This window comes from Microcoleus sp. Pol12A5 (assembly GCF_036701435.1).
Lineage (GTDB): Bacteria > Cyanobacteriota > Cyanobacteriia > Cyanobacteriales > Microcoleaceae > Microcoleus.
This window is the reverse complement of record NZ_JAUBQU010000123.1, coordinates 1-17,901: the sequence shown is the minus strand read 5'-3', so window position 1 is coordinate 17,901 and position 17,901 is coordinate 1. Positions and strand designations below refer to the sequence as shown.

Sequence of the window (17,901 nt, the reverse complement as noted above, 5' to 3'; positions counted from 1 at the left end):
TCGCGTAGCCTCGATCTTTACCCCACTCTATCCAAGCTGATGCCATCTGTTTTACCCTTCCCCTTTGTTCCGGTTTAATGGGATTTTCACCCGTAATTTCATTCAATGCAGCTAACCAGTAAAGGGGATTTTTTTTGAGTTCCGCTAGCAACAGCGGCACGATTTGATAACCCATATTAATAATTTCCTGATATGCAGGATGCTGAGACATTTGAGCTGTCGAAGACATTCCCCCAACTTCACTCTGCCATTCCGTAGCAAGAGTATAAAATTTGTCAATTACCTCGATCGCAATTTCAGCATTTTGATTGCAAATATCTCGATCGGTATTTGCTGCGGGATTTTCTCGTTGCGCGATCGAGCTTTCAATGTTCATCAAGACTAATTCTTCGATGGATACATTCATCTGGGCAGCAACTTTTTGTAGCTTCAGCATCAGCCGGTCTGAAATGGCGATCGAGATGGTGTTCATCGTTAAATACCTGATTTATAATTAACCACAGAGAACGCAGAGATTACAGAGAGGGGGAGAGAATATCGAGGGAATACTAAAATCGGAATTGATATCACCCGCCGATTTGAGACATAGTGCGGCTGTAATTTCCTTGAGTAGTTCCCGAATCTCGCTGTTTGAAATTAATCTCCGGTTTCATCTCTAATATGTGCCGCACTCGATCGCGCAATTCGCCTGTAGACACCCCATTCCGTAAAGCAGTTTTCAAGTCAATTTGCCCCGTTTCGTTCAGCAGACAAGGCCGCAGCCACCCGTCAGCAGACAAACGCATCCGGTTGCAGCGATCGCAAAAACACTCGGACATTTGGCTGATAAATCCTAAAGTACCCTTCGCCCCCGGAATTTGAAACACATCCGCCGGCCCGTTACCGCGCACTCCCGACTCGGCTAACCCGTATTTGTCGCTAATTTGTTGCCGCAATTCTGCCGAAGCTACCCAACCTTTATCGCCAAATAAATCCCCATTCCCGATCGGCATAAACTCAATAAATCGAACGTGCCAATTCCGGTTAATTGTTAACGCCGCTAAATCCAATATTTCGCTGTCATTCACACCGGGAATTACCACAACATTCAGTTTCAGCGGGTCGAATCCTGCTTGATAAGCCGCTTGAATTCCCTCCCAAACCTGCGTCCATCGCGATCGTCCCCGACTACCAATTATCTTATCAAAAGTCTCCGGTTCCAAGGAATCCAAACTAATATTAATCCGGCGCAAACCAGCATTGTAGAGATTTTCGGCCATTCCCGCCAACAAAAAGCCATTAGTTGTCATTGACAAATCTCGCGTTTCCGGCATTGAGGCGATCGACCTTACCAATTCCACCACCCCAGGCCGCAGCAGCGGTTCCCCACCAGTCAAACGAAACTTAGTAAATCCCACGGGTATAAAAACTTCGCGCAGCAGAGTTAGCAATTCCGAGTGAGTTAACAACTGCTGCTGCAATACATAGTCCAACTCGCTACCTTCCGGCATACAGTAGAGACAGCGGAAGTTGCAGCGGTCTATCAAGCTAATCCGAAGGTAGTCTACGGTATCCATGTCAATAGTTTGTAATATTATTTAATTATAAATGCTGACTCGATTTTCTGCAATTATTGATAGAGAGCAATAAACCTGCATCAAATTCTTTTCACCTTCCCCCTCCTCTCTTACTCTGCGCCCTCTGCGCCCTCTGCGGTTAATAAAAAAATATCATTCACAACTCAAATAAACTTGCTAAATATATGTTCTTTGAATTTGAAGCTGATTTTGTCGAAGCTTTGCGCTGTATCCCCATGCAGGTACGTCTGAAATTAGATACTTGCGGCATTAAATTAAAGTTGCAGGATTGGAATCATTTTAACCAAGCAGAACGTCAAATGCTTGTAGAGAAACCTTGCTTGACAGAAGCAGAAATTATTGATTACCGGGAAAAGCTAAATCAAATATTAATTCAACACACAGGCAAACCGGGAACTGATTTGGCGGTTGATGAAAATCCCCCGTGGATGGATGCTGCAACTGTACCGGAGTCTGTTTCGGCAAAAGCGCAAGAGCTCGGCGTGACAATTTCTTTGGGACAGTGGGCGAGTTTGCAGCCTCTACAGCGATTTGCTTTGATTAAGCTTAGTCGATCGAGCCACGAGAATAAAAACTTTCTCCCGGCGCTTCAAGAGTTTAAGGTTATTGAATGAGCTCGAATTTGAATTAACTCTTGTAGCGCGCAGAGGCAGACAAGGGAGAGTTACCTCATCGATTCGCGCGATCGTCCTCTGTTACCTCTCACTAAGTGAGGCTTACTCAGTGAGAAATAGGAGAACAATGTGTAAAAAAGTGCGGTAGGGCGGTGGGTGAGATAGGGTGAGGTCGATCGGACATTTAACGGCTTGAGGTTTCCGAAGCGCCAGACACCAAATTCCGACAAGTATGATTAATTTAATTTTAAGTATTGTTACCGCAGCGTGGTATTATTTTTCTGAGTTTGCAAAGCACTCGCCTGCTACCTGCCTTAGTTTCTGAGCTTCGTGAACACGCAAAACACACCCACCGAACCCGCACCAGCAACCGAGGATATTCCTCAAGCTGGCACAGTCTCGACAGTCTCGACAGTCTCGTCCGAGACAACCAATCCCATGCAAGACTTTTATCGCCTCCAACAAGAGTTATTGGCGTACACCCTTGCTTTTACGGCGATTATTTTTATCTCCGTTTGGATTTTTTACTCCCTCAACATTGCCCTGAATTATTTGCTTGGGGCGAGCACAGGTGTGGTTTACTTAAAGATGTTGGCTAGAGACGTTGAACGAATCGGCAGCCAAAATCAACGCATCAGCAAGACAAGGCTCGGTGTGTTTTTAGCGGTGATGATAGTAGGAACACAGTGGAATCAGCTACAGATTTTACCGATATTTTTGGGATTTCTGACTTACAAAGCTGCGCTGATGGTTTACGTGATCCGAAGTGCATTAGCACTAGACTACAGGTAAGTCAGGCAATTCGAGCAAAACTCAACTCATCGATTTGTATGGGGAAGCCCGTTGAATGGCAATGCTTGACGTTCTAAACACCTTTAATCGTTTCCCCCTCGCCGAATTGGAAGTTGGCCAGCAGTTGTACTGGCAACTCGGCAATCTGAAAGTGCATGGACAGGTTTTTCTAACCTCGTGGTTTGTAATTGCTGTTTTAGTCGTAGTTTCGATTTTAGGAACCAGCAAAATCCAGCGAATTCCCAGCGGAATGCAAAATTTTATGGAGTATGCGCTGGAATTTATTCGGGACTTGGCTAAAAACCAAATTGGGGAAAAAGAATATCGCCCTTGGGTACCGTTTATTGGTACATTATTTCTGTTCATCTTTGTGTCAAACTGGTCTGGCGCTCTAATTCCTTGGAAGCTGATTAAGCTGCCATCAGGCGAATTGGGAGCTCCTACCGCTGACATCAACACAACGGTAGCATTTGCACTGCTGACTTCTCTAGCATATTTTTATGCAGGTCTCAGCAAAAGCGGCTTGGGGTATTTCGCCCACTATGTTGAACCGGTGCCTTTTATGTTGCCGTTCAAAATCATAGAAGATTTCACTAAGCCTCTGTCCCTGAGTTTCCGTTTGTTTGGCAACATTCTTGCGGACGAATTGGTGGTCGGAGTGCTAGTGTTGCTAGTGCCTTTATTTGTTCCTCTGCCAGTGATGGTTCTGGGACTATTTACGAGTGCAATTCAAGCTTTGATTTTTGCTACCTTAGCCGCCGCCTACATTGGTGAAGCTCTAGAAGGCGGTCACGGCGAAGAACACCACGATTAACTAACGATAAACGGCGGAGAATGAAGGAGGAAAAAGAAAAATTCTGAACTCAAACTTCCTCACGTTAAATCGGACAATTCTCTAGACTTTCAGTTCTCAATTTTGTACTTTACATAAGGAAAATCATCATGAACCCAACAGTTGCTGCCGCTTCCGTAATTGCCGCCGCTTTGGCAGTAGGTTTAGCTGCAATCGGCCCTGGCATCGGTCAAGGTAATGCAGCAGGTCAGGCTGTAGAAGGGATTGCCCGTCAGCCGGAAGCAGAAGGTAAAATTCGCGGCACCTTGCTGTTGAGTTTGGCGTTCATGGAAGCGCTCACAATTTACGGTTTGGTCGTAGCCCTAGTGCTGCTGTTTGCCAACCCCTTCGCATAATAATTGGAAATTTTAGATTTGAGGTTTTGGCGATTCTAATCCAAAATCTCAAATCTAAAATCGATTAAGCGAATTAGATGGAAGCCGTCAAAAAATCATGATGCACTGGACAGTATTACTAGCAGTTGAAGAAGCGGCTAAGGAAGGGGGACTGTTTGATATAGATGCTACGCTGCCTCTGATGGCGGTGCAGTTTTTAATTCTAGTCGCAGTCTTGAATGTAATTTTTTACAAGCCGCTCAGCAAGTCAATTGACGATCGCGCCGATTACATTCGCAACACTCAAGTCTCCGCCAAAGAACGCTTGGCAAAAGCTCAGCAACTAGCGCAGCAGTACGAGCAAAAACTGGGAGAAACTCGCAAACAGTCTCAATCAGTAATTGCTGCTGCTCAAGCTGATGCCCAAAAAATTGGGGCAGCAAAAGTAGCTGAGGCTCAACAAGAAGCTCAAGTCGCGCGAGAAAAGGCTGGGCAAGAAATAGAGCAGCAAAAGCAAGAAGCAATGCGCTCACTAGAACAACAAGTAGACGCGCTCAGCGGCCAAATTCTCGAAAAGCTATTAGGGCAGTCGCTGGCCAAATAGCGAGACAGAAGAGTTTTAGATTTTTGATAGAATCTCAAATCTAAAATCGCTTCACCCAATCTGCACGCGCAATTATGGAAGAGTATCATGGGGACTGTTTTATTGCTAGCCACAGAAGCTAGCGGCGAAGGTGGTTTCGGTTTAAATTTCGATATTTTAGAAACCAACCTGATTAACCTGGTCATTATTATTGCAGTGCTGTTTTATTTCGGGCGCGGATTTGTAGGTAAAATCCTGACAGAGAGGCGTTCGGCCATCCAAGAGGCGATTCAAGAAGCAGAAAAACGCCAAAAAGATGCAGCAGCAGCTCTAGCAGAGCAACAGCAAAAACTGACTCAAGCGCAAGCAGAAGCGGAACGAATTCGTGCCGCTGCTGAAGAAACTGCCAAGAAAGCAAAAGAAGCAATTCTAGCTCAGGCAGCGCAAGACGTTGAACGCATGAGAGCAACAGCAGGTCAAGAGTTGGAAGCGGAGCGGGAAAGAGCGATCGCCCAACTGCGATCGGCGGTTGTATCTCTGGCATTAGCAAAGGTGGAAAGCCAGCTAAAAACTAGCTTGGACGACAGCGCTCAACACCAATTAATCGATCGCAGCATTGCGTTACTGGGAGGCTAAAACGTGAGTACAGTCAGCACAGAAGTCTTACAGCCTTACGCATCTGCCTTGATGTCACTGGCTCAGTCCAACAATCTCTCAGAGAAGTTCGGCGAAGATATTCGTTCCTTGCTGAGCCTGCTAGAAGGTTCGGAAGACTTGCGTCAATTTTTAGCCAATCCGCTGGTAAAACCGGATGCTAAAAAAGCTGTGATTCAGCAAATAGCGGGTGAAGAAATGAGCCCATTGATGCACAGCTTTCTGAAGCTATTAGTAGACAAAGGAAGAATTCTTTTTTTAGAAGGAATTGGCAAACAATACTTGGCAAGGCTCCGAGAACTAAACCAAACAGTATTGGCTGAAGTTACATCGGCAGTCCCGCTTTCAGACGCTCAACAGCAGACTGTTCGCGAGAAAGTGCAGGCGATGACCAGCGCTAGTCAAGTAGAAATTGAAACCAAAATAGACGCAGATTTAATCGGCGGTGTGGTAATCAAAGTAGGCTCTCAAGTAATTGATGCCAGCCTGCGGGGACAATTGCGCCGTCTGGGACTTCGCTTGAATTCCTGATTTAAGGAAGCAGGAGGTTCGGCAACGGATTATGTAACGGATGTAACGGATAGAAGAAGGAAGAAGGAAGAAAGAACAAGGGAAGAATCAAACAGGAATTAGGAATAAATTAATTTCTGTTTTCGAGCTGTTATTCCCAAATTCTTACTACCAAATCCCTATTCTTTCTTGCGGAAAACATCGACAGACAACTAACAACTGACAACTGACAAATAATAACTAACATGGCAGCAATCAGACCTGACGAAATTAGCAGCATTATTCGCCAGCAAATTGAACAGTACGACCAAGATGTAAAAGTCTCTAACGTCGGTACTGTTCTGCAAGTAGGCGACGGCATTGCTCGGATTTATGGCTTGGATAAAGCCATGTCTGGAGAATTGCTAGAATTTGCCGACGGCACCGTGGGCATTGCACTGAATCTCGAACAAGATAACGTCGGTGCAGTGTTGATGGGCCAAGGCCTCGGCATTCAAGAAGGTTCGGCAGTTACTGCTACTGGCAGAATTGCTGAAGTCCCCGTGGGTGAAGCAATGTTGGGACGGGTAGTTGATGCTTTGGCCCGTCCGATTGACGGCAAAGGAGAAATTAAAACTACTGAATCTCGCTTGATTGAATCTCCGGCACCGGGGATTGTTTCTCGCCGTTCTGTTTACGAACCCATGCAAACAGGAATTACCGCTATTGATGCGATGATTCCGGTGGGAAGAGGACAGCGGGAACTGATTATCGGTGACAGACAAACCGGTAAAACTGCGATCGCGATCGACACAATCATCAACCAAAAATCGGAAAACGTGATCTGCGTTTACGTGGCGATCGGTCAAAAAGCTTCTACAGTAGCTAACATCGTCAACGTCCTGCAAGAAAAGGGCGCGATGGACTACACGATCGTAGTAGCAGCCAACGCTAGCGACCCCGCAACCCTGCAATACTTGGCCCCCTACACAGGTGCTAGCTTAGCCGAGTATTTCATGTACAAAGGCAAGCACACTTTGGTCATTTACGATGACCTTTCCAAACAAGCACAAGCTTACCGCCAAATGTCCTTGTTGCTGCGCCGTCCTCCCGGTCGCGAAGCTTATCCCGGAGACGTGTTTTACCTGCACTCTCGCTTGCTAGAACGCGCTGCTAAATTGAGCGACGATTTGGGCGAAGGCAGCATGACTGCTTTGCCAATTATCGAAACCCAAGCTGGTGACGTTTCTGCTTACATTCCGACGAACGTAATTTCGATTACCGACGGTCAAATCTTCCTTTCTTCTGACTTGTTTAACGCTGGTTTGCGTCCTGCTGTAAACCCCGGTATTTCGGTATCGCGGGTAGGTTCGGCGGCTCAAACTAAGGCAATGAAAAAAGTAGCCGGTAAGGTGAAATTGGAATTGGCGCAGTTTGAAGAACTGGCTGCATTTTCTCAGTTTGCTTCTGACTTGGATAAAGCTACTCAGAATCAATTGTCGCGCGGTCAGCGCTTGCGGGAACTGTTGAAACAGCCGCAAAGTTCGCCTCTGCCGATGAACGAACAAGTGGCTGTAATCTATGCCGGTATTAACGGCTATATGGATGACATTCCGGTGGAAAAAGTCAGCAAGTTTACTGTTGGTTTGCGCGACTATTTGCGGACTAGCAAGCCGAAGTACGGCGAAATTGTTCAAGGCGGAAAAGCCTTGACTGATGAAGCTGAGAAGCTGCTGAAAGAAGGCATCACTGAATACAAGCAAAGTTTCTTAGTTTCTGCGTAATTAGCACGAAATCTGTAGGGACACGGCAATACCCCTTGGTATCAACTTAAGGTAAAACCCACATTCCGGCAGGGGTTGAAACCCCTGCCTCAAAGCGAAAGTCCTCGCTATGAGGACTGAATACCCAGAAGAATAATTTTTCAACTCATTAGTCCTCTTTTAGAGGACTTTAGCTATTAGACAGGGGTTTCAACCCCTGGCGGACTAGCGGGTGAGCGGAAAGACTGGCGGACTCAAAGCTTAAGTTGACACGCTTTGGGCTCTTGGAGTGTCCCTACTACCGCTGAAAACTCAGAATAAAGGCTAAGAAAAAAGGAGAAAGTTATGGCAAATCTGAAAACTATTCGCGATCGCATTAAGTCGGTCAAGAACACTAAAAAGATTACAGAAGCAATGCGCTTGGTGGCCGCTGCAAAGGTGCGCCGCGCTCAAGAACAGGTGACTGCTACTCGGCCTTTTGCCGATCGACTGGCAGAGGTATTATACGGTTTGGCGGAACGCTTGCAGTTTGAAAACCTGGATTTGCCGCTGCTGAAAAAACGCGAAGTGCGATCGGTGGGACTGTTGGTAGTTTCGGGCGATCGGGGTTTGTGCGGCGGCTACAACAGCAACATCATCAAATACGCCGAAAATCGCGCTAAGGAAATCAAAGCTGAAGGCTTAGACTACAAATACGTGTTGGTAGGACGCAAAGCTACTCAGTATTTCCAGCGCCGCGAACAGCCGATCGATGCTACTTACGCTAACTTGGAACAAATTCCCACAGCATCGGAAGCGGCACAAATTGCTGACGAATTGCTTTCCTTGTTCCTGTCGGGCACTGTGGACAGAGTTGAGCTAGTTTACACCAAGTTTGTGTCGCTAATTAGTTCGCGTCCGGTAATTCAAACTTTGCTGCCCCTCGACCCCCAAGGTTTGGAAACTCCCGATGATGAAATCTTCCGCTTGACATCGCAAGGCGGACAGTTTCAAGTATCGCGCGAGAAGGTTTCTGCACCTACTATGAAGAGTTTGCCCCGCGACATGATTTTCGAGCAAGATCCGGCGCAAATTCTGGAGGCTCTTTTGCCTTTGTATTTGAACAACCAATTGCTGCGGGCTTTGCAAGAGTCTGCTGCTAGCGAGTTGGCTGCGCGGATGACTGCGATGAACAATGCTAGTGAGAATGCTAGCGATTTGATCCGTAGTTTGACGCTGACTTATAACAAGGCGCGGCAAGCAGCAATTACTCAGGAAATTCTGGAAGTTTCCGGCGGTGCTGAGGCTTTAAACGGTTAGGTTAGGGTTGACAATTTGTTGATTTTATGCCATGCGTCTGAGGGAACTCAGGCGCTTTTTTTAAGATAATTCGGCTGCACGAGCTTTCACCTCTGATATAGTCGAAGTATTGAATGCGATTGTGCGATCGTCTTTAACAAAATGGCAAAAAAAATCTGGATTGTCTACAAAACCGAAAGCATGAGTGCTCCGGGCTGGGAAGAACGTCAGCTTATGCCGAGGGGCGGTCTAACTAATATACTTTGGGAAAATTGGACTTGGAAGAAAACCCAGAAATTCCTCAAGTAGGGGACAAAACCCGCAATTATGAAAATCTATCTGACCCCGGTAATGGAGTCACCCACGGGAAAGATGGAGATTGGGTAGTTACTCGCGTTCAGCAGTTTTCTGCTTCCGATACTCAGGAGCGAATTGTGGTGTGTTACTGTTCTTACCAACCTGTTACATCTGATTGGGAAGCGCTACAACAAAGCGAGTCTGTCAATCAGATGCTAGCAACTGTCGAGTAATATTATTGACTGGATAATTAGTCTGTAAAAGCGCTCGACTATTCCTGCACAATTTCATACAAATCTTCGATCGACAAATCAAAAGTCCTTGCCAACTTGTGCAAGGCTGTCACATCAACTGTTGCTAATCCTGGCGATCGGGCATAGGTTCTGAGCGTGCTGTAGACTACTCCCGATCGCTCTGAAACTTCTTTCAGCGTCCAGCCCTTCTCGGCAGCAAATTCTCGAACCCGCAACTTAATTAATCCCATAACCTCTTGACAGTTGACTAATATAAGTCATACAATTTTATTGTAAAAAGCGATCGCCCCAACGTCTGGAAAACTTAAAGACGATCGCCTATCAAAGTTCAAATCCCATATAAGGGACTGATCTATCTATCAAATTCCCAAATCAGGAATCGATCTATCCAAATTAGGAATCGATCTATTCAAATCAGGAAACTTATCAACTATGTTAGCAAGCTTTCGACCAAAATCAACCCCCAGACACAGATTGAGCAGGTTTGTGACGAAAGAGGCGATCGCGCGGCTGCTGAAAATCAAGGTAGAACAAATATATCGCTTCGAGTGCTGGGCGCATATCCTGTACGTGCACGCCAAAGGCATGAGTCGGTTTGTGAGTTATGCGGACTTTCCGCCTGTTTTGGGAGTGGAATCGCCCTCTGGTTTAGATTTTGGTTATTGGAAGCGCCGGATAGCGAGTCAGAAAGAGAGACACGCACCGGATTTTTGGGTGGATTTTTATGCGGCGAGATTTCAGAAAGCTGTTTCTGTTTCTGAATTGTTGGAGTGGGGGGAAATGGTGGGGGTGATTAAGTTTATGTTGCGATCAATAGCCGTGGAGTCGCTGCGAAAGGTTTACGCACAAGAGAAATCTCTCCTGGAACATTTCTAACTGCTATTTTTTTAAACTAGAATTACGAACTAATTTTCTGCTTAGATGCGAGAAGAAGATGCTGAATCCGTACTGGCTTGGGTGAAAAATAAATTGTCGCCTAAAACCACGGCACCGGAAGACTTTCACTGGCTTTTGTTAGCCGATGTTTTCTCCGCTAATGCTCGAAACAGTCAAAATGGTTCAGGTTTGCCCGATCGCACATGGGCAAAAGTAGCAACCGCAATTTACGATCGCCTAGCCGATGATCCCGATCGCCAAAAAACCGGCAGTCGGGAGTCTTTTACGACTTCTTCAATGATGCAGCAGGCTGGGGCGATAGAAAAACACGGAGTAATTTCCGGTCATCCTGTTCTCGATGTTAACTTAATTCTACAAGGGTTTTGGAACAACATCAAAGAGCCCTGCGAAGATGTGGAAAAAAAAGCACCTAATTGGAAAACGCTACCCATTGCAGAAATTCGCGAGTTAAGACAACTTAAAAATCGCTTAAAAGTTATAGCAGCACTCGCTGACAGCGATCGATATGTTTTAGATGAAAATCTCAACAGTTGGCTTTCCCTGCGGGATAAACTACCGTAAAAGTGCGGGTACTCATCACGCAACAACTTCTCACCGTATCAGCCATAATAGTAACAAGTGAGTTTGGTAAAAGCGAGGAAATAACTATGGTCACTGCTACTGCTGTACAAGATAATTTTACTTTAGAAGAGTTCATCACCGAGCCGCCCGACAACATGGAATTGGTAGATGGCAAACTTGTGGAGAAAAATGGCATGACACTAAAGACGGGTAAAATTCAGTTAAGCCTGGGGGAAGCTTGGAAAAATTACAAAGATTCTAGCGGACAAGGAGGAGAAGCTTATGTCGAAGTTCCTTGCCGCACTAACCGACAAATTCGCCGACCAGATGTCGCTTATCTCACACCCCAATTAGTTGCACAGTTTGGCAATCTTGCCACTTTACCCCAAAGTTTTCCTTTAGTTGCCGAAATAGTTTCACCCACCGATATCGCTGAAGATGTATTTCTCAAAGCACAGGAATATTTAGAATCTAGCTGTCAGGAAGTCTGGTTAGTTTTTCCCGAAAGTCGTTTAATATTCGTGATGACTCAAAATTAAATCTTGACATTTAGATCGGGCGATACAGCCAGCACCCAACAAATCCTCATAGGTTTTAGCATCGATGTCGATCGATTGCTAGCTTAAACTAAATTCTACAACCTTTCATGTAGCAGCACGCCACACAAAACTCTCCTCTACCCGTTGCACCAGTTCGGAAATCAAATTGCTACAATATGTTTAAGAATCCTCAGTCCGCCTTCGCGGACTTCGTTTGTAGAGCATCAGAATTATATTCGGTGGTACTTAATTAATCTCCCACCATTATCGGAGCAAACCGCCATGTCAGACGATTTTTCCTTAGACGAGCTTTTAAATAGAAGTTACTACGCCTTCAAAGACGCAGAAAACCAAGTGGGACAGTGCAATGTTTTAGTCATCGGCAAAACCGGAGTCGGAAAAAGTACCTTAATCAATTCCGTTTTTCGCCAACGCTTAGCAGAAACCGGAGTCGGCCGCCCCATCACTCAAGGCATTCGCCAATATACCAAACCGAATTGCCCAATTACAGTCTACGATACTCCCGGACTCGAACTCAATGCCGAACAAATTAAAGTTATTCAATTAAACGTTGCTAAACTGATTGAAGACCAAAGACTCCTGCACCCAAAAGAACACATTCACGTCATCTGGTACTGCATCAATCACAGCGCTAATAGAATAGAATCTGTGGAGGAAAGCTGGCTAAAAGAAATGGAAGTCAAAGATGTACCAGTTCTTTTAGTGCTGACTCAGACGACATCTAAAAAGCCGGGCGAGTTTTTCAAGCAACTGGAACACATGAATTTGCCCGTCAGTCAAATCATCCCCGTCATGGCTGAACCGGAAGAAATTGATGAGGATTATACAGTAAAATCTCACGGTTTAGATAAGTTAGTAGATGCAACCTTTCAACTGCTGCCGGAAGTAGCTAAAAAAGCTTTTGTTAAAGAACAAATTGCAAATATTGCGCTCAAATCCGATATGGCATTTAAGTATCTAAGTGCTTATGTTGCAGGTTCTGCAATTGTTGGGGCGACTCCTGTACCGTTTGCTGATGCGCCGATTTTGATGACGATGCAAACAGCAATGATTGCTAATATTACTGTGATTTTTGGAATGCCCTTTGATAAGGGCTTTATTTCGGCGATGCTGTCTGCTATTAGCGGCACAGGCGGTGTGACTGCTGTTGGCAGAAGTATTGTTACTAATTTGATTAAAATGATTCCTGGTGCGGGTACTGTTGTCGGCGGTGCAATCTCCGGGGCAACGGCAGCAACTCTCACGCTTGCCCTCGGTTTGGCTTACATAGAAGTGCTTAAAGCTTATATGAAAGCTCAAGTTAATGGGGAACAACTTTCTTTGCAGCAGTTGACAAAGATGTTTGTGGATTTTTATAAGGATTATGCAACTTCTGGGCGTAAAACTTTGAATAATGAGAAACAGGATCAACCTAAACCTCCTAATCAAATTAATATTGAGTAAATTGGGCATTGGGCATTGGTAATGGGGTTGACAAATAAAGATAAAATTTAGGGTGCGTAATTCGCACCTTACCGCCGAAGTTAATTAGGAGTTCTAAGGAGGTAAATGGCTATGGTAATGGCTGCCGTGTTATCAGAAAATGTTTCTCTAGAAGACTTCATGGCTAATCCCCCCGACGATATGGAATGGGTGGACGGGCAAATCGCGGAGAAAAATGGCATGACAGTAAAACACAGTCGAATCCAATCTAAACTAGATTATTCTTGGAGAAGTTACAAGATATCTAGCGGACAAGGCGGCGAAGTCTATACGGAGGTTCCTTGCCGTACTGACAGGCGAGTGCGCCGTCCTGATGTAGCTTATCTGACTCCTGAACTTGTTGCCCAATATGGCGATGTTCCTACTTTGCCTCAAAGTCCGCCGTTAATTGCAGAAATAGTTTCTCCTACTGATATTGCGGAAGAAATATTTCTAAAAGCACAAGAATATTTAGATTCAGGTTGTCTGGAAGCTTGGATTGTTTTTCCAGAAAGTCGCTGGATATTGATAATGACTCAGACTCAAAAGTTAACTTTTAACCTGGGTTCTACAGTCAGCACTCAGCTAGTGCTGCCGGGTTTTAGTGTTGCGGTTGATGACTTGTTGGCTTGAAGGCAAAAAATTAATTAGGTATAAGTGCTTTGTGGCACAGTTCCGCCGTAAGGTTTGTAATAATTTGTGAAAAAGTCCTTGACAAAATGCTGATGGCTCGCCACAGCCAATTAATAAAAAAAATTATCAATAAAAAATGCAGTTGTAAAATTGCACAAAAGCACAAACAGCGGTAAAATACTGATTGCTTTGTTTCCAAATCTAGCGTAAATTCCAATTGGGGAATTAAAACCAATAATTGAAATATGTCTAAGACTTACACTGTTGAATTGATCCACCAAGGCTCTACCTATACCGTAGAAGTACCCGAAGATAAACAAATTCTCCGCGCCGCCAACGCCGCCGGCATTGAGTTGCCGAGTTCTTGCAATGCGGGGGTTTGTACTACTTGCGCTGGTAAAATTATTGAAGGGAAGGTCGATCAAGCTGATGGTATGGGCGTTAGTCCGGATCTTCAGGCAGAAGGTTATGTGTTGCTGTGTGTTGCTTATCCCCGATCGAACTTGAAGATAGAAACAGAAAAAGAAGACATTGTGTACGATCGCCAATTCGGTAAATCCTAGGACTAAGCTAAAATAGACCTAAGTACCGTTAGCGGTAAAACCACTATGGATCGCCCTATGACCACCCATTTCATTTCCGCAGAAGTTGACCTCCACGAGACCGCCGAACAACTGCACTCGGCTATTGAAATTGAACTGCAAAAGTACGGCGAACCCCTGCGGTGGGCAGTCACAGATGTGGATGTCGATCGGCAAAAGGCTGTGGTAGAAGGCTACGTGCTCGTGGAAGCATCCCCTGCAACATCGTGAACCCCCGCCCTTTGACCGTGGTTTTGATAGTCCCCACAGGCGTTGGAGCCTCGATTGGTGGGTTTGCAGGAGATGCGCTGCCCGTGGCTAGGGCGATCGCCCAAATTTCAGACACCCTGATTACTCACCCCAACGTCCTCAACGGCGCTCAACTTTATTGGCCGATACCTAACGCTCTCTACGTTGAAGGTTACGCCCTTGACAAATTTGCTGCCGGATGCTGGGGACTGCAACCGGTACATCAAAATCGCATCGGCTTAATCCTCGATGCTGGCATTGAATCAGACTTGCAGTTGCGGCACTTGCAAGCGGCTGATGCAGCGAGAGCTACATTGGGCTTGAATATAACTGATTGTGTTTTAACCGATCGCCCTTTGCAAGTAGAATTGCGTATTTCTGAATCAGGGGCATCCTGGGGAACCATCGGCAATCCCGACAGTTTATTGCGCGCTGCAGAAAAATTGCTCGAACAAGCAAGAGTAGAGGCGATCGCAGTTGTGGCCAGATTTCCCGATGATGAAGGCAGCATCGCCCTAGAAAACTACCGCCGCGGCAAAGGAGTTGACCCCCTCGCCGGCGCGGAAGCTGTCATCAGCCACCTCATCGTCAGGACGTTTAAAATCCCCTGCGCCCACGCCCCCGCGCTTTCGCCACTTCCCCTCGATCCGCACCTGTCTCCGCGATCGGCTGCTGAGGAAATCGGCTATACTTTCCTACCTTGCGTCCTTGCCGGCCTCAGCAAAGCTCCCCAATTGGTAGCGCCAGAAAGCCAGCAGCACAATCAATTATCAATTACCGCCGATCGAGTGGATGCGGTGGTGATACCCGCCACAGCCTGCGGGGGCAGTGCTATTGTGAGTTTGAGCGGGCGATCGTCGGTACAAATCATCGCTGTGGGGGACAACAAAACCCAGATGCAGGCGACTCCAGAAAAACTCGGAATCAAAGCTTTGCAGGTAAACTCATATTTAGAGGCGATCGGAGTTTTGGTCGCTTTGCGAGCCGGCATCAGTCCAGCTTCCTTGGGTGCAGACATCTCCTCCCTGCGTTGTTTGTCTGACTCAACAAGACAAATCTAAAATCTCAAACCTCAAATCTAAAAGTGATTAAGTGGCAGAAAAACTTCCCAGAAATCCTGAAATTGAACCCTTGACGCGCACCCAAGTTTTAGTAGCAATGGGCGTGACAGCAATTATGTTGCTGGCGGTAGCAAAATTGTGGTTGCTATTTGGATCGGTATCGCTTTTGCCAGTCAAATTGATAGGAATGGACTTGCTAAAAGGATGTGCCATCGGGCTGGCAATTACAGGCGGCAGTGCGATCGTTTATCACCTCTGGCCTGGTTATCGCCGCAGTGCAGACGTTTACTTGGAAGTAGTGCTCAAACCTTTGTTTTGGCCTGATTTAATTTGGCTGGGACTGCTGCCGGGACTTAGCGAAGAATTGCTATTTCGAGGCGTGATGCTGTCTGCTTTGGGATTGAATGTTACCAGTTTAGTTTTATCGAGTTTTTGTTTTGGCATTCTGCACTTGGGAGGCATCGATCAGTGGCCTTATGCTGTTTGGGCAACGGCTGTCGGATTGCTCTTGGGTTACAGCGTTTTAGCTACTGGGAATTTGTTAGTGCCAATTACGGCTCATATCTGTACGAATTTGATTTCTAGCTGTGTTTGGAAGTGGGAACACAATCTGGTGAAGCGGTAGATCGATCGCAATTCCAAAGCGATTGAAATCGCGGCTGCGCAAAATACAGCAATAAATGCCAACGCGCAAGGGGGTTTTTAGATTAAACGAGCCGCGAAGACGCTAAGGGCGCGAAGAGGAAGAGTTCACAGAGGTGAAAAGGTTTTAACCGCCGATTTTTATTTTTGTTAAGGCAGTTTGTAGCTGCTCGATCGCACGATCAACTCACCTTGACTGGGATCGTGGCTGAAGATAAAAGCTCCTTCTTGAGTTTCGCCGCTTGACAAAAAATCAATTTGCTGGTCGCCAGATTCCAAGACTTCGCCGTTGACGCGCAGTTCGGCAATAATTTGCACTGATTCGGCCGTTTCGCCGCCCGTGTTTGTCACTGTAAACGGTACGTAAAATTGCCCTTGATTTTTGCGAATAGGCGTGTTGCGAGTGACAGAAATAATCGGAGGTTCCTGCTTTTTAGTCACCCAGTTGTAGAGTACGAGCCCGGTGATGGTAAAAAGGATCGAGCAGGCGATCGCAAATGTCACCCATTCAGCAGGAGTTCTTTTTTTTTGCTGTTCGTTATTACTTTCACTCATACTGCCAACCTCCCCGCCGCGCCGCCAATAGTCGCCGGCAATCCCAATACTAACGTATAGTTCAACCAAATCGACCACGGGTCGTCAAAACTGAGTTTGTGGAAGAAAAACATCATAAATGCAGAAGCCACCAGCGACACTAAATAGGCCATGACAGTTTCGCTGAGGGGACGCTGAAAAATCCCTTGCTGCTGCTGCCGTTTTGCTTGGTAAGTAAAGCCTGCTACAAATACAATACCGTAGGAAATTAGCAGCGAGGCGGCGATAATTGCTAATTGCCAAGGCGGCGAAATACCTGCCGCTAGCATGGGAATTTCGTCTGTTGGGGCGATGTTGAAAGCAATGATCATCGCCCCAATTAAAGTAGCGCCAATATCTGCTAAAGTTGGGTTAATATTAGGTTCGCTGTCGCTGTCTGAACTTTGATAGCGATCGCCGCTCAAGAAACCGCTTGCTAAGGCCACTCCCAACGCAAACGGCAAGCCTTCAAAGATGATTTTCCCCAGAGTTTCTTGCAGTGGAGTCTCCGGCGTAATTTCCCGGAGCAAAAACAGGATCAAAGCCGCGCAGACAATGCCGATCGCGATCGCTTCTACGGTATCGATGGCAGCTTCTAGCCAGCGAATGTCTTTAGTTTTGCGAAAACCTTCAGTGCGAGTCAGCAAGAAAACCACGATAAAAGTAGTTGCGATCGCGATCGACATTTCCGCTGGTTTAGTATGCGAACCGATCCACCAAACTTCCATCGTATAAAGCAGGGGAATTCCGAATAAAAAGCCGCCCGATGCACCTCTAATGATGTCGTTTAGTTCATTTGACCACTGATTTTTACGTCTTTTTGATTTCTTCATTTTTTAGTGAAAACGCACCTCAAAAATTTGGCAAGTAAATATTTTTTTAAACCAGCTCAAATAGAATACCATATTTGTTGTATTCTTTCTCTAACTTGCGTCCAGTCGCTAGCGGTTAAAATTCCCAAGTGACGATTGACCAAACGCTTTTCTATTGTGTTCACCTTATGCAGCCGAACCACTGACGAACGCAACAAACCTGCCTGCTCCCATTCTACAATCTCAACATCAAAAACAGTCCTAGTTGTTTGACTTGTCACTCGTGCAACAACAATATCTTCATCTCCTGTATCCAAAAGTACCAGCACAGGACGGAGTTTTGATGTTGTTACATCGGCAAAAGGTAGTGCCAGTAAGAGAACTTCTCCTGATTGATAATGGG

Annotated in this window: 24 protein-coding genes and 1 pseudogene; 19 read left to right on the top strand and 6 right to left on the bottom strand. The window is 45.9% G+C overall.

Annotated elements, in window-relative coordinates:
• The coding region (locus QUA45_RS23570; RefSeq protein ID WP_333222259.1) for a hypothetical protein at positions 1 to 472 on the bottom strand (472 nt) is incomplete at its 3' end.
• A gap of 94 nt (positions 473 to 566) precedes the next feature.
• Entirely contained in the window at positions 567 to 1,556 is a 990-nt protein-coding gene (gene moaA / locus QUA45_RS23565; RefSeq protein WP_333094355.1) for a GTP 3',8-cyclase MoaA, read from the bottom strand.
• 185 nt (positions 1,557 to 1,741) lie between these two features.
• Here moaA and QUA45_RS23560 point away from each other — a divergent pair, with 185 nt between their 5' ends.
• The 10 genes from QUA45_RS23560 to QUA45_RS23515 all read left to right on the top strand — a co-directional run bounded on the left by QUA45_RS23560 (position 1,742) and on the right by QUA45_RS23515 (position 9,447).
• A complete protein-coding gene (locus QUA45_RS23560) occupies positions 1,742 to 2,191 on the top strand; it encodes a nitrate reductase associated protein (protein WP_333094356.1) in 450 nt (149 codons plus the stop codon).
• Positions 2,192 to 2,521: 330 nt separating this feature from the next.
• On the top strand, positions 2,522 to 2,983 hold the full coding sequence (locus QUA45_RS23555) for an ATP synthase subunit I (RefSeq protein WP_333222258.1): 462 nt from the start codon (positions 2,522 to 2,524) through the stop codon (positions 2,981 to 2,983).
• A gap of 55 nt (positions 2,984 to 3,038) precedes the next feature.
• Positions 3,039 to 3,797, top strand: a complete 759-nt coding sequence (atpB, locus tag QUA45_RS23550) for a F0F1 ATP synthase subunit A (RefSeq protein WP_006631104.1) — start codon at positions 3,039 to 3,041, stop codon at positions 3,795 to 3,797.
• Between the two features lie 128 nt (positions 3,798 to 3,925).
• A complete protein-coding gene (gene atpE, locus QUA45_RS23545; protein ID WP_006631105.1) occupies positions 3,926 to 4,171 on the top strand; it encodes an ATP synthase F0 subunit C in 246 nt (81 codons plus the stop codon).
• A 97-nt stretch (positions 4,172 to 4,268) separates the two neighbouring features.
• Positions 4,269 to 4,754, top strand: a complete 486-nt coding sequence (locus QUA45_RS23540; protein WP_333054530.1) for a F0F1 ATP synthase subunit B' — start codon at positions 4,269 to 4,271, stop codon at positions 4,752 to 4,754.
• 87 nt (positions 4,755 to 4,841) lie between these two features.
• Positions 4,842 to 5,369, top strand: coding sequence for a F0F1 ATP synthase subunit B (locus QUA45_RS23535; RefSeq protein ID WP_190740265.1), 528 nt, complete (start codon positions 4,842 to 4,844; stop codon positions 5,367 to 5,369).
• A gap of 3 nt (positions 5,370 to 5,372) precedes the next feature.
• Positions 5,373 to 5,918 carry an ATP synthase F1 subunit delta gene (atpH, locus tag QUA45_RS23530; protein ID WP_333094357.1) on the top strand — a complete coding sequence of 182 codons (546 nt, stop codon included), beginning with the start codon at positions 5,373 to 5,375 and terminating at the stop codon, positions 5,916 to 5,918.
• A gap of 224 nt (positions 5,919 to 6,142) precedes the next feature.
• Complete coding sequence (atpA, locus tag QUA45_RS23525) at positions 6,143 to 7,660, top strand: F0F1 ATP synthase subunit alpha (RefSeq protein WP_333037344.1); 1,518 nt, start codon at positions 6,143 to 6,145, stop codon at positions 7,658 to 7,660.
• Positions 7,661 to 7,984: 324 nt separating this feature from the next.
• Complete coding sequence (locus tag QUA45_RS23520; protein WP_333071393.1) at positions 7,985 to 8,938, top strand: F0F1 ATP synthase subunit gamma; 954 nt, start codon at positions 7,985 to 7,987, stop codon at positions 8,936 to 8,938.
• 257 nt (positions 8,939 to 9,195) lie between these two features.
• The gene (locus QUA45_RS23515; RefSeq protein ID WP_333222257.1) at positions 9,196 to 9,447 is read left to right on the top strand and encodes a hypothetical protein; all 252 of its coding nucleotides are present in this window, start codon (positions 9,196 to 9,198) and stop codon (positions 9,445 to 9,447) included.
• Between the two features lie 38 nt (positions 9,448 to 9,485).
• Here QUA45_RS23515 and QUA45_RS23510 read toward each other — a convergent pair whose 3' ends face one another.
• On the bottom strand, positions 9,486 to 9,698 hold the full coding sequence (locus tag QUA45_RS23510; RefSeq protein ID WP_332958465.1) for a helix-turn-helix transcriptional regulator: 213 nt from the start codon (positions 9,696 to 9,698) through the stop codon (positions 9,486 to 9,488).
• Between the two features lie 202 nt (positions 9,699 to 9,900).
• On the opposite strand from QUA45_RS23510, the gene QUA45_RS23505 reads away from it, so the two are divergent.
• From QUA45_RS23505 to QUA45_RS23465, 9 genes and pseudogenes are all read left to right on the top strand, one after another.
• Positions 9,901 to 10,344, top strand: a complete 444-nt coding sequence (locus QUA45_RS23505; RefSeq protein ID WP_333222256.1) for a hypothetical protein — start codon at positions 9,901 to 9,903, stop codon at positions 10,342 to 10,344.
• Between the two features lie 45 nt (positions 10,345 to 10,389).
• Positions 10,390 to 10,926, top strand: coding sequence for a hypothetical protein (locus QUA45_RS23500; protein WP_333222255.1), 537 nt, complete (start codon positions 10,390 to 10,392; stop codon positions 10,924 to 10,926).
• An 86-nt stretch (positions 10,927 to 11,012) separates the two neighbouring features.
• Positions 11,013 to 11,552, top strand: a pseudogene (locus QUA45_RS23495) (Uma2 family endonuclease).
• Between the two features lie 195 nt (positions 11,553 to 11,747).
• Entirely contained in the window at positions 11,748 to 12,929 is a 1,182-nt protein-coding gene (locus tag QUA45_RS23490) for a GTPase (RefSeq protein ID WP_333222253.1), read from the top strand.
• Positions 12,930 to 13,034: 105 nt separating this feature from the next.
• Entirely contained in the window at positions 13,035 to 13,580 is a 546-nt protein-coding gene (locus tag QUA45_RS23485) for a Uma2 family endonuclease (protein WP_333222252.1), read from the top strand.
• A 245-nt stretch (positions 13,581 to 13,825) separates the two neighbouring features.
• The gene (locus QUA45_RS23480; protein WP_333037336.1) at positions 13,826 to 14,143 is read left to right on the top strand and encodes a 2Fe-2S iron-sulfur cluster-binding protein; all 318 of its coding nucleotides are present in this window, start codon (positions 13,826 to 13,828) and stop codon (positions 14,141 to 14,143) included.
• A 57-nt stretch (positions 14,144 to 14,200) separates the two neighbouring features.
• The gene (locus tag QUA45_RS23475; RefSeq protein ID WP_190738159.1) at positions 14,201 to 14,392 is read left to right on the top strand and encodes a hypothetical protein; all 192 of its coding nucleotides are present in this window, start codon (positions 14,201 to 14,203) and stop codon (positions 14,390 to 14,392) included.
• Positions 14,389 to 15,471: a DUF3326 domain-containing protein gene (locus QUA45_RS23470; RefSeq protein WP_333094366.1), complete on the top strand. Its 1,083-nt coding sequence runs from the start codon at positions 14,389 to 14,391 to the stop codon at positions 15,469 to 15,471. The genes QUA45_RS23475 and QUA45_RS23470 overlap by 4 nt, the downstream gene beginning before the upstream one ends.
• A 31-nt stretch (positions 15,472 to 15,502) precedes the next feature.
• Positions 15,503 to 16,096: a CPBP family intramembrane glutamic endopeptidase gene (locus QUA45_RS23465; protein WP_333094367.1), complete on the top strand. Its 594-nt coding sequence runs from the start codon at positions 15,503 to 15,505 to the stop codon at positions 16,094 to 16,096.
• 167 nt (positions 16,097 to 16,263) lie between these two features.
• On the opposite strand, the gene QUA45_RS23460 is transcribed toward QUA45_RS23465, so the two are convergent.
• From QUA45_RS23460 to QUA45_RS23450, 3 genes are all read right to left on the bottom strand, one after another.
• Positions 16,264 to 16,668: a TIGR02588 family protein gene (locus tag QUA45_RS23460; RefSeq protein WP_333094368.1), complete on the bottom strand. Its 405-nt coding sequence runs from the start codon at positions 16,666 to 16,668 to the stop codon at positions 16,264 to 16,266.
• On the bottom strand, positions 16,665 to 17,519 hold the full coding sequence (locus QUA45_RS23455; protein ID WP_333094369.1) for a TIGR02587 family membrane protein: 855 nt from the start codon (positions 17,517 to 17,519) through the stop codon (positions 16,665 to 16,667). The genes QUA45_RS23460 and QUA45_RS23455 overlap by 4 nt, the downstream gene beginning before the upstream one ends.
• Positions 17,520 to 17,575: 56 nt before the next feature.
• On the bottom strand, positions 17,576 to 17,901 hold a 326-nt coding region (locus QUA45_RS23450), incomplete at its 5' end, for a type II toxin-antitoxin system PemK/MazF family toxin (protein ID WP_333222251.1).

What these genes read in the sequence shown, in the direction of transcription:
- moaA (WP_333094355.1), bottom strand. Translation starts at nt 1,556, where the DNA reads ATGGATACCGTAGACTACCTTCGGATTAGCTTGATAGACCGCTGCAAC.
- QUA45_RS23520 (WP_333071393.1), top strand. Translation starts at nt 7,985, where the DNA reads ATGGCAAATCTGAAAACTATTCGCGATCGCATTAAGTCGGTCAAGAAC.
- QUA45_RS23485 (WP_333222252.1), top strand. Translation starts at nt 13,035, where the DNA reads ATGGCTATGGTAATGGCTGCCGTGTTATCAGAAAATGTTTCTCTAGAA.
- QUA45_RS23540 (WP_333054530.1), top strand. Translation starts at nt 4,269, where the DNA reads ATGATGCACTGGACAGTATTACTAGCAGTTGAAGAAGCGGCTAAGGAA.
- QUA45_RS23505 (WP_333222256.1), top strand. Translation starts at nt 9,901, where the DNA reads ATGTTAGCAAGCTTTCGACCAAAATCAACCCCCAGACACAGATTGAGC.
- QUA45_RS23455 (WP_333094369.1), bottom strand. Translation starts at nt 17,519, where the DNA reads ATGAAGAAATCAAAAAGACGTAAAAATCAGTGGTCAAATGAACTAAAC.
- atpB (WP_006631104.1), top strand. Translation starts at nt 3,039, where the DNA reads ATGGCAATGCTTGACGTTCTAAACACCTTTAATCGTTTCCCCCTCGCC.
- QUA45_RS23475 (WP_190738159.1), top strand. Translation starts at nt 14,201, where the DNA reads ATGACCACCCATTTCATTTCCGCAGAAGTTGACCTCCACGAGACCGCC.
- QUA45_RS23490 (WP_333222253.1), top strand. Translation starts at nt 11,748, where the DNA reads ATGTCAGACGATTTTTCCTTAGACGAGCTTTTAAATAGAAGTTACTAC.
- QUA45_RS23480 (WP_333037336.1), top strand. Translation starts at nt 13,826, where the DNA reads ATGTCTAAGACTTACACTGTTGAATTGATCCACCAAGGCTCTACCTAT.
- atpA (WP_333037344.1), top strand. Translation starts at nt 6,143, where the DNA reads ATGGCAGCAATCAGACCTGACGAAATTAGCAGCATTATTCGCCAGCAA.
- QUA45_RS23510 (WP_332958465.1), bottom strand. Translation starts at nt 9,698, where the DNA reads ATGGGATTAATTAAGTTGCGGGTTCGAGAATTTGCTGCCGAGAAGGGC.
- QUA45_RS23560 (WP_333094356.1), top strand. Translation starts at nt 1,742, where the DNA reads ATGTTCTTTGAATTTGAAGCTGATTTTGTCGAAGCTTTGCGCTGTATC.
- QUA45_RS23535 (WP_190740265.1), top strand. Translation starts at nt 4,842, where the DNA reads ATGGGGACTGTTTTATTGCTAGCCACAGAAGCTAGCGGCGAAGGTGGT.
- QUA45_RS23500 (WP_333222255.1), top strand. Translation starts at nt 10,390, where the DNA reads ATGCGAGAAGAAGATGCTGAATCCGTACTGGCTTGGGTGAAAAATAAA.
- atpE (WP_006631105.1), top strand. Translation starts at nt 3,926, where the DNA reads ATGAACCCAACAGTTGCTGCCGCTTCCGTAATTGCCGCCGCTTTGGCA.
- QUA45_RS23460 (WP_333094368.1), bottom strand. Translation starts at nt 16,668, where the DNA reads ATGAGTGAAAGTAATAACGAACAGCAAAAAAAAAGAACTCCTGCTGAA.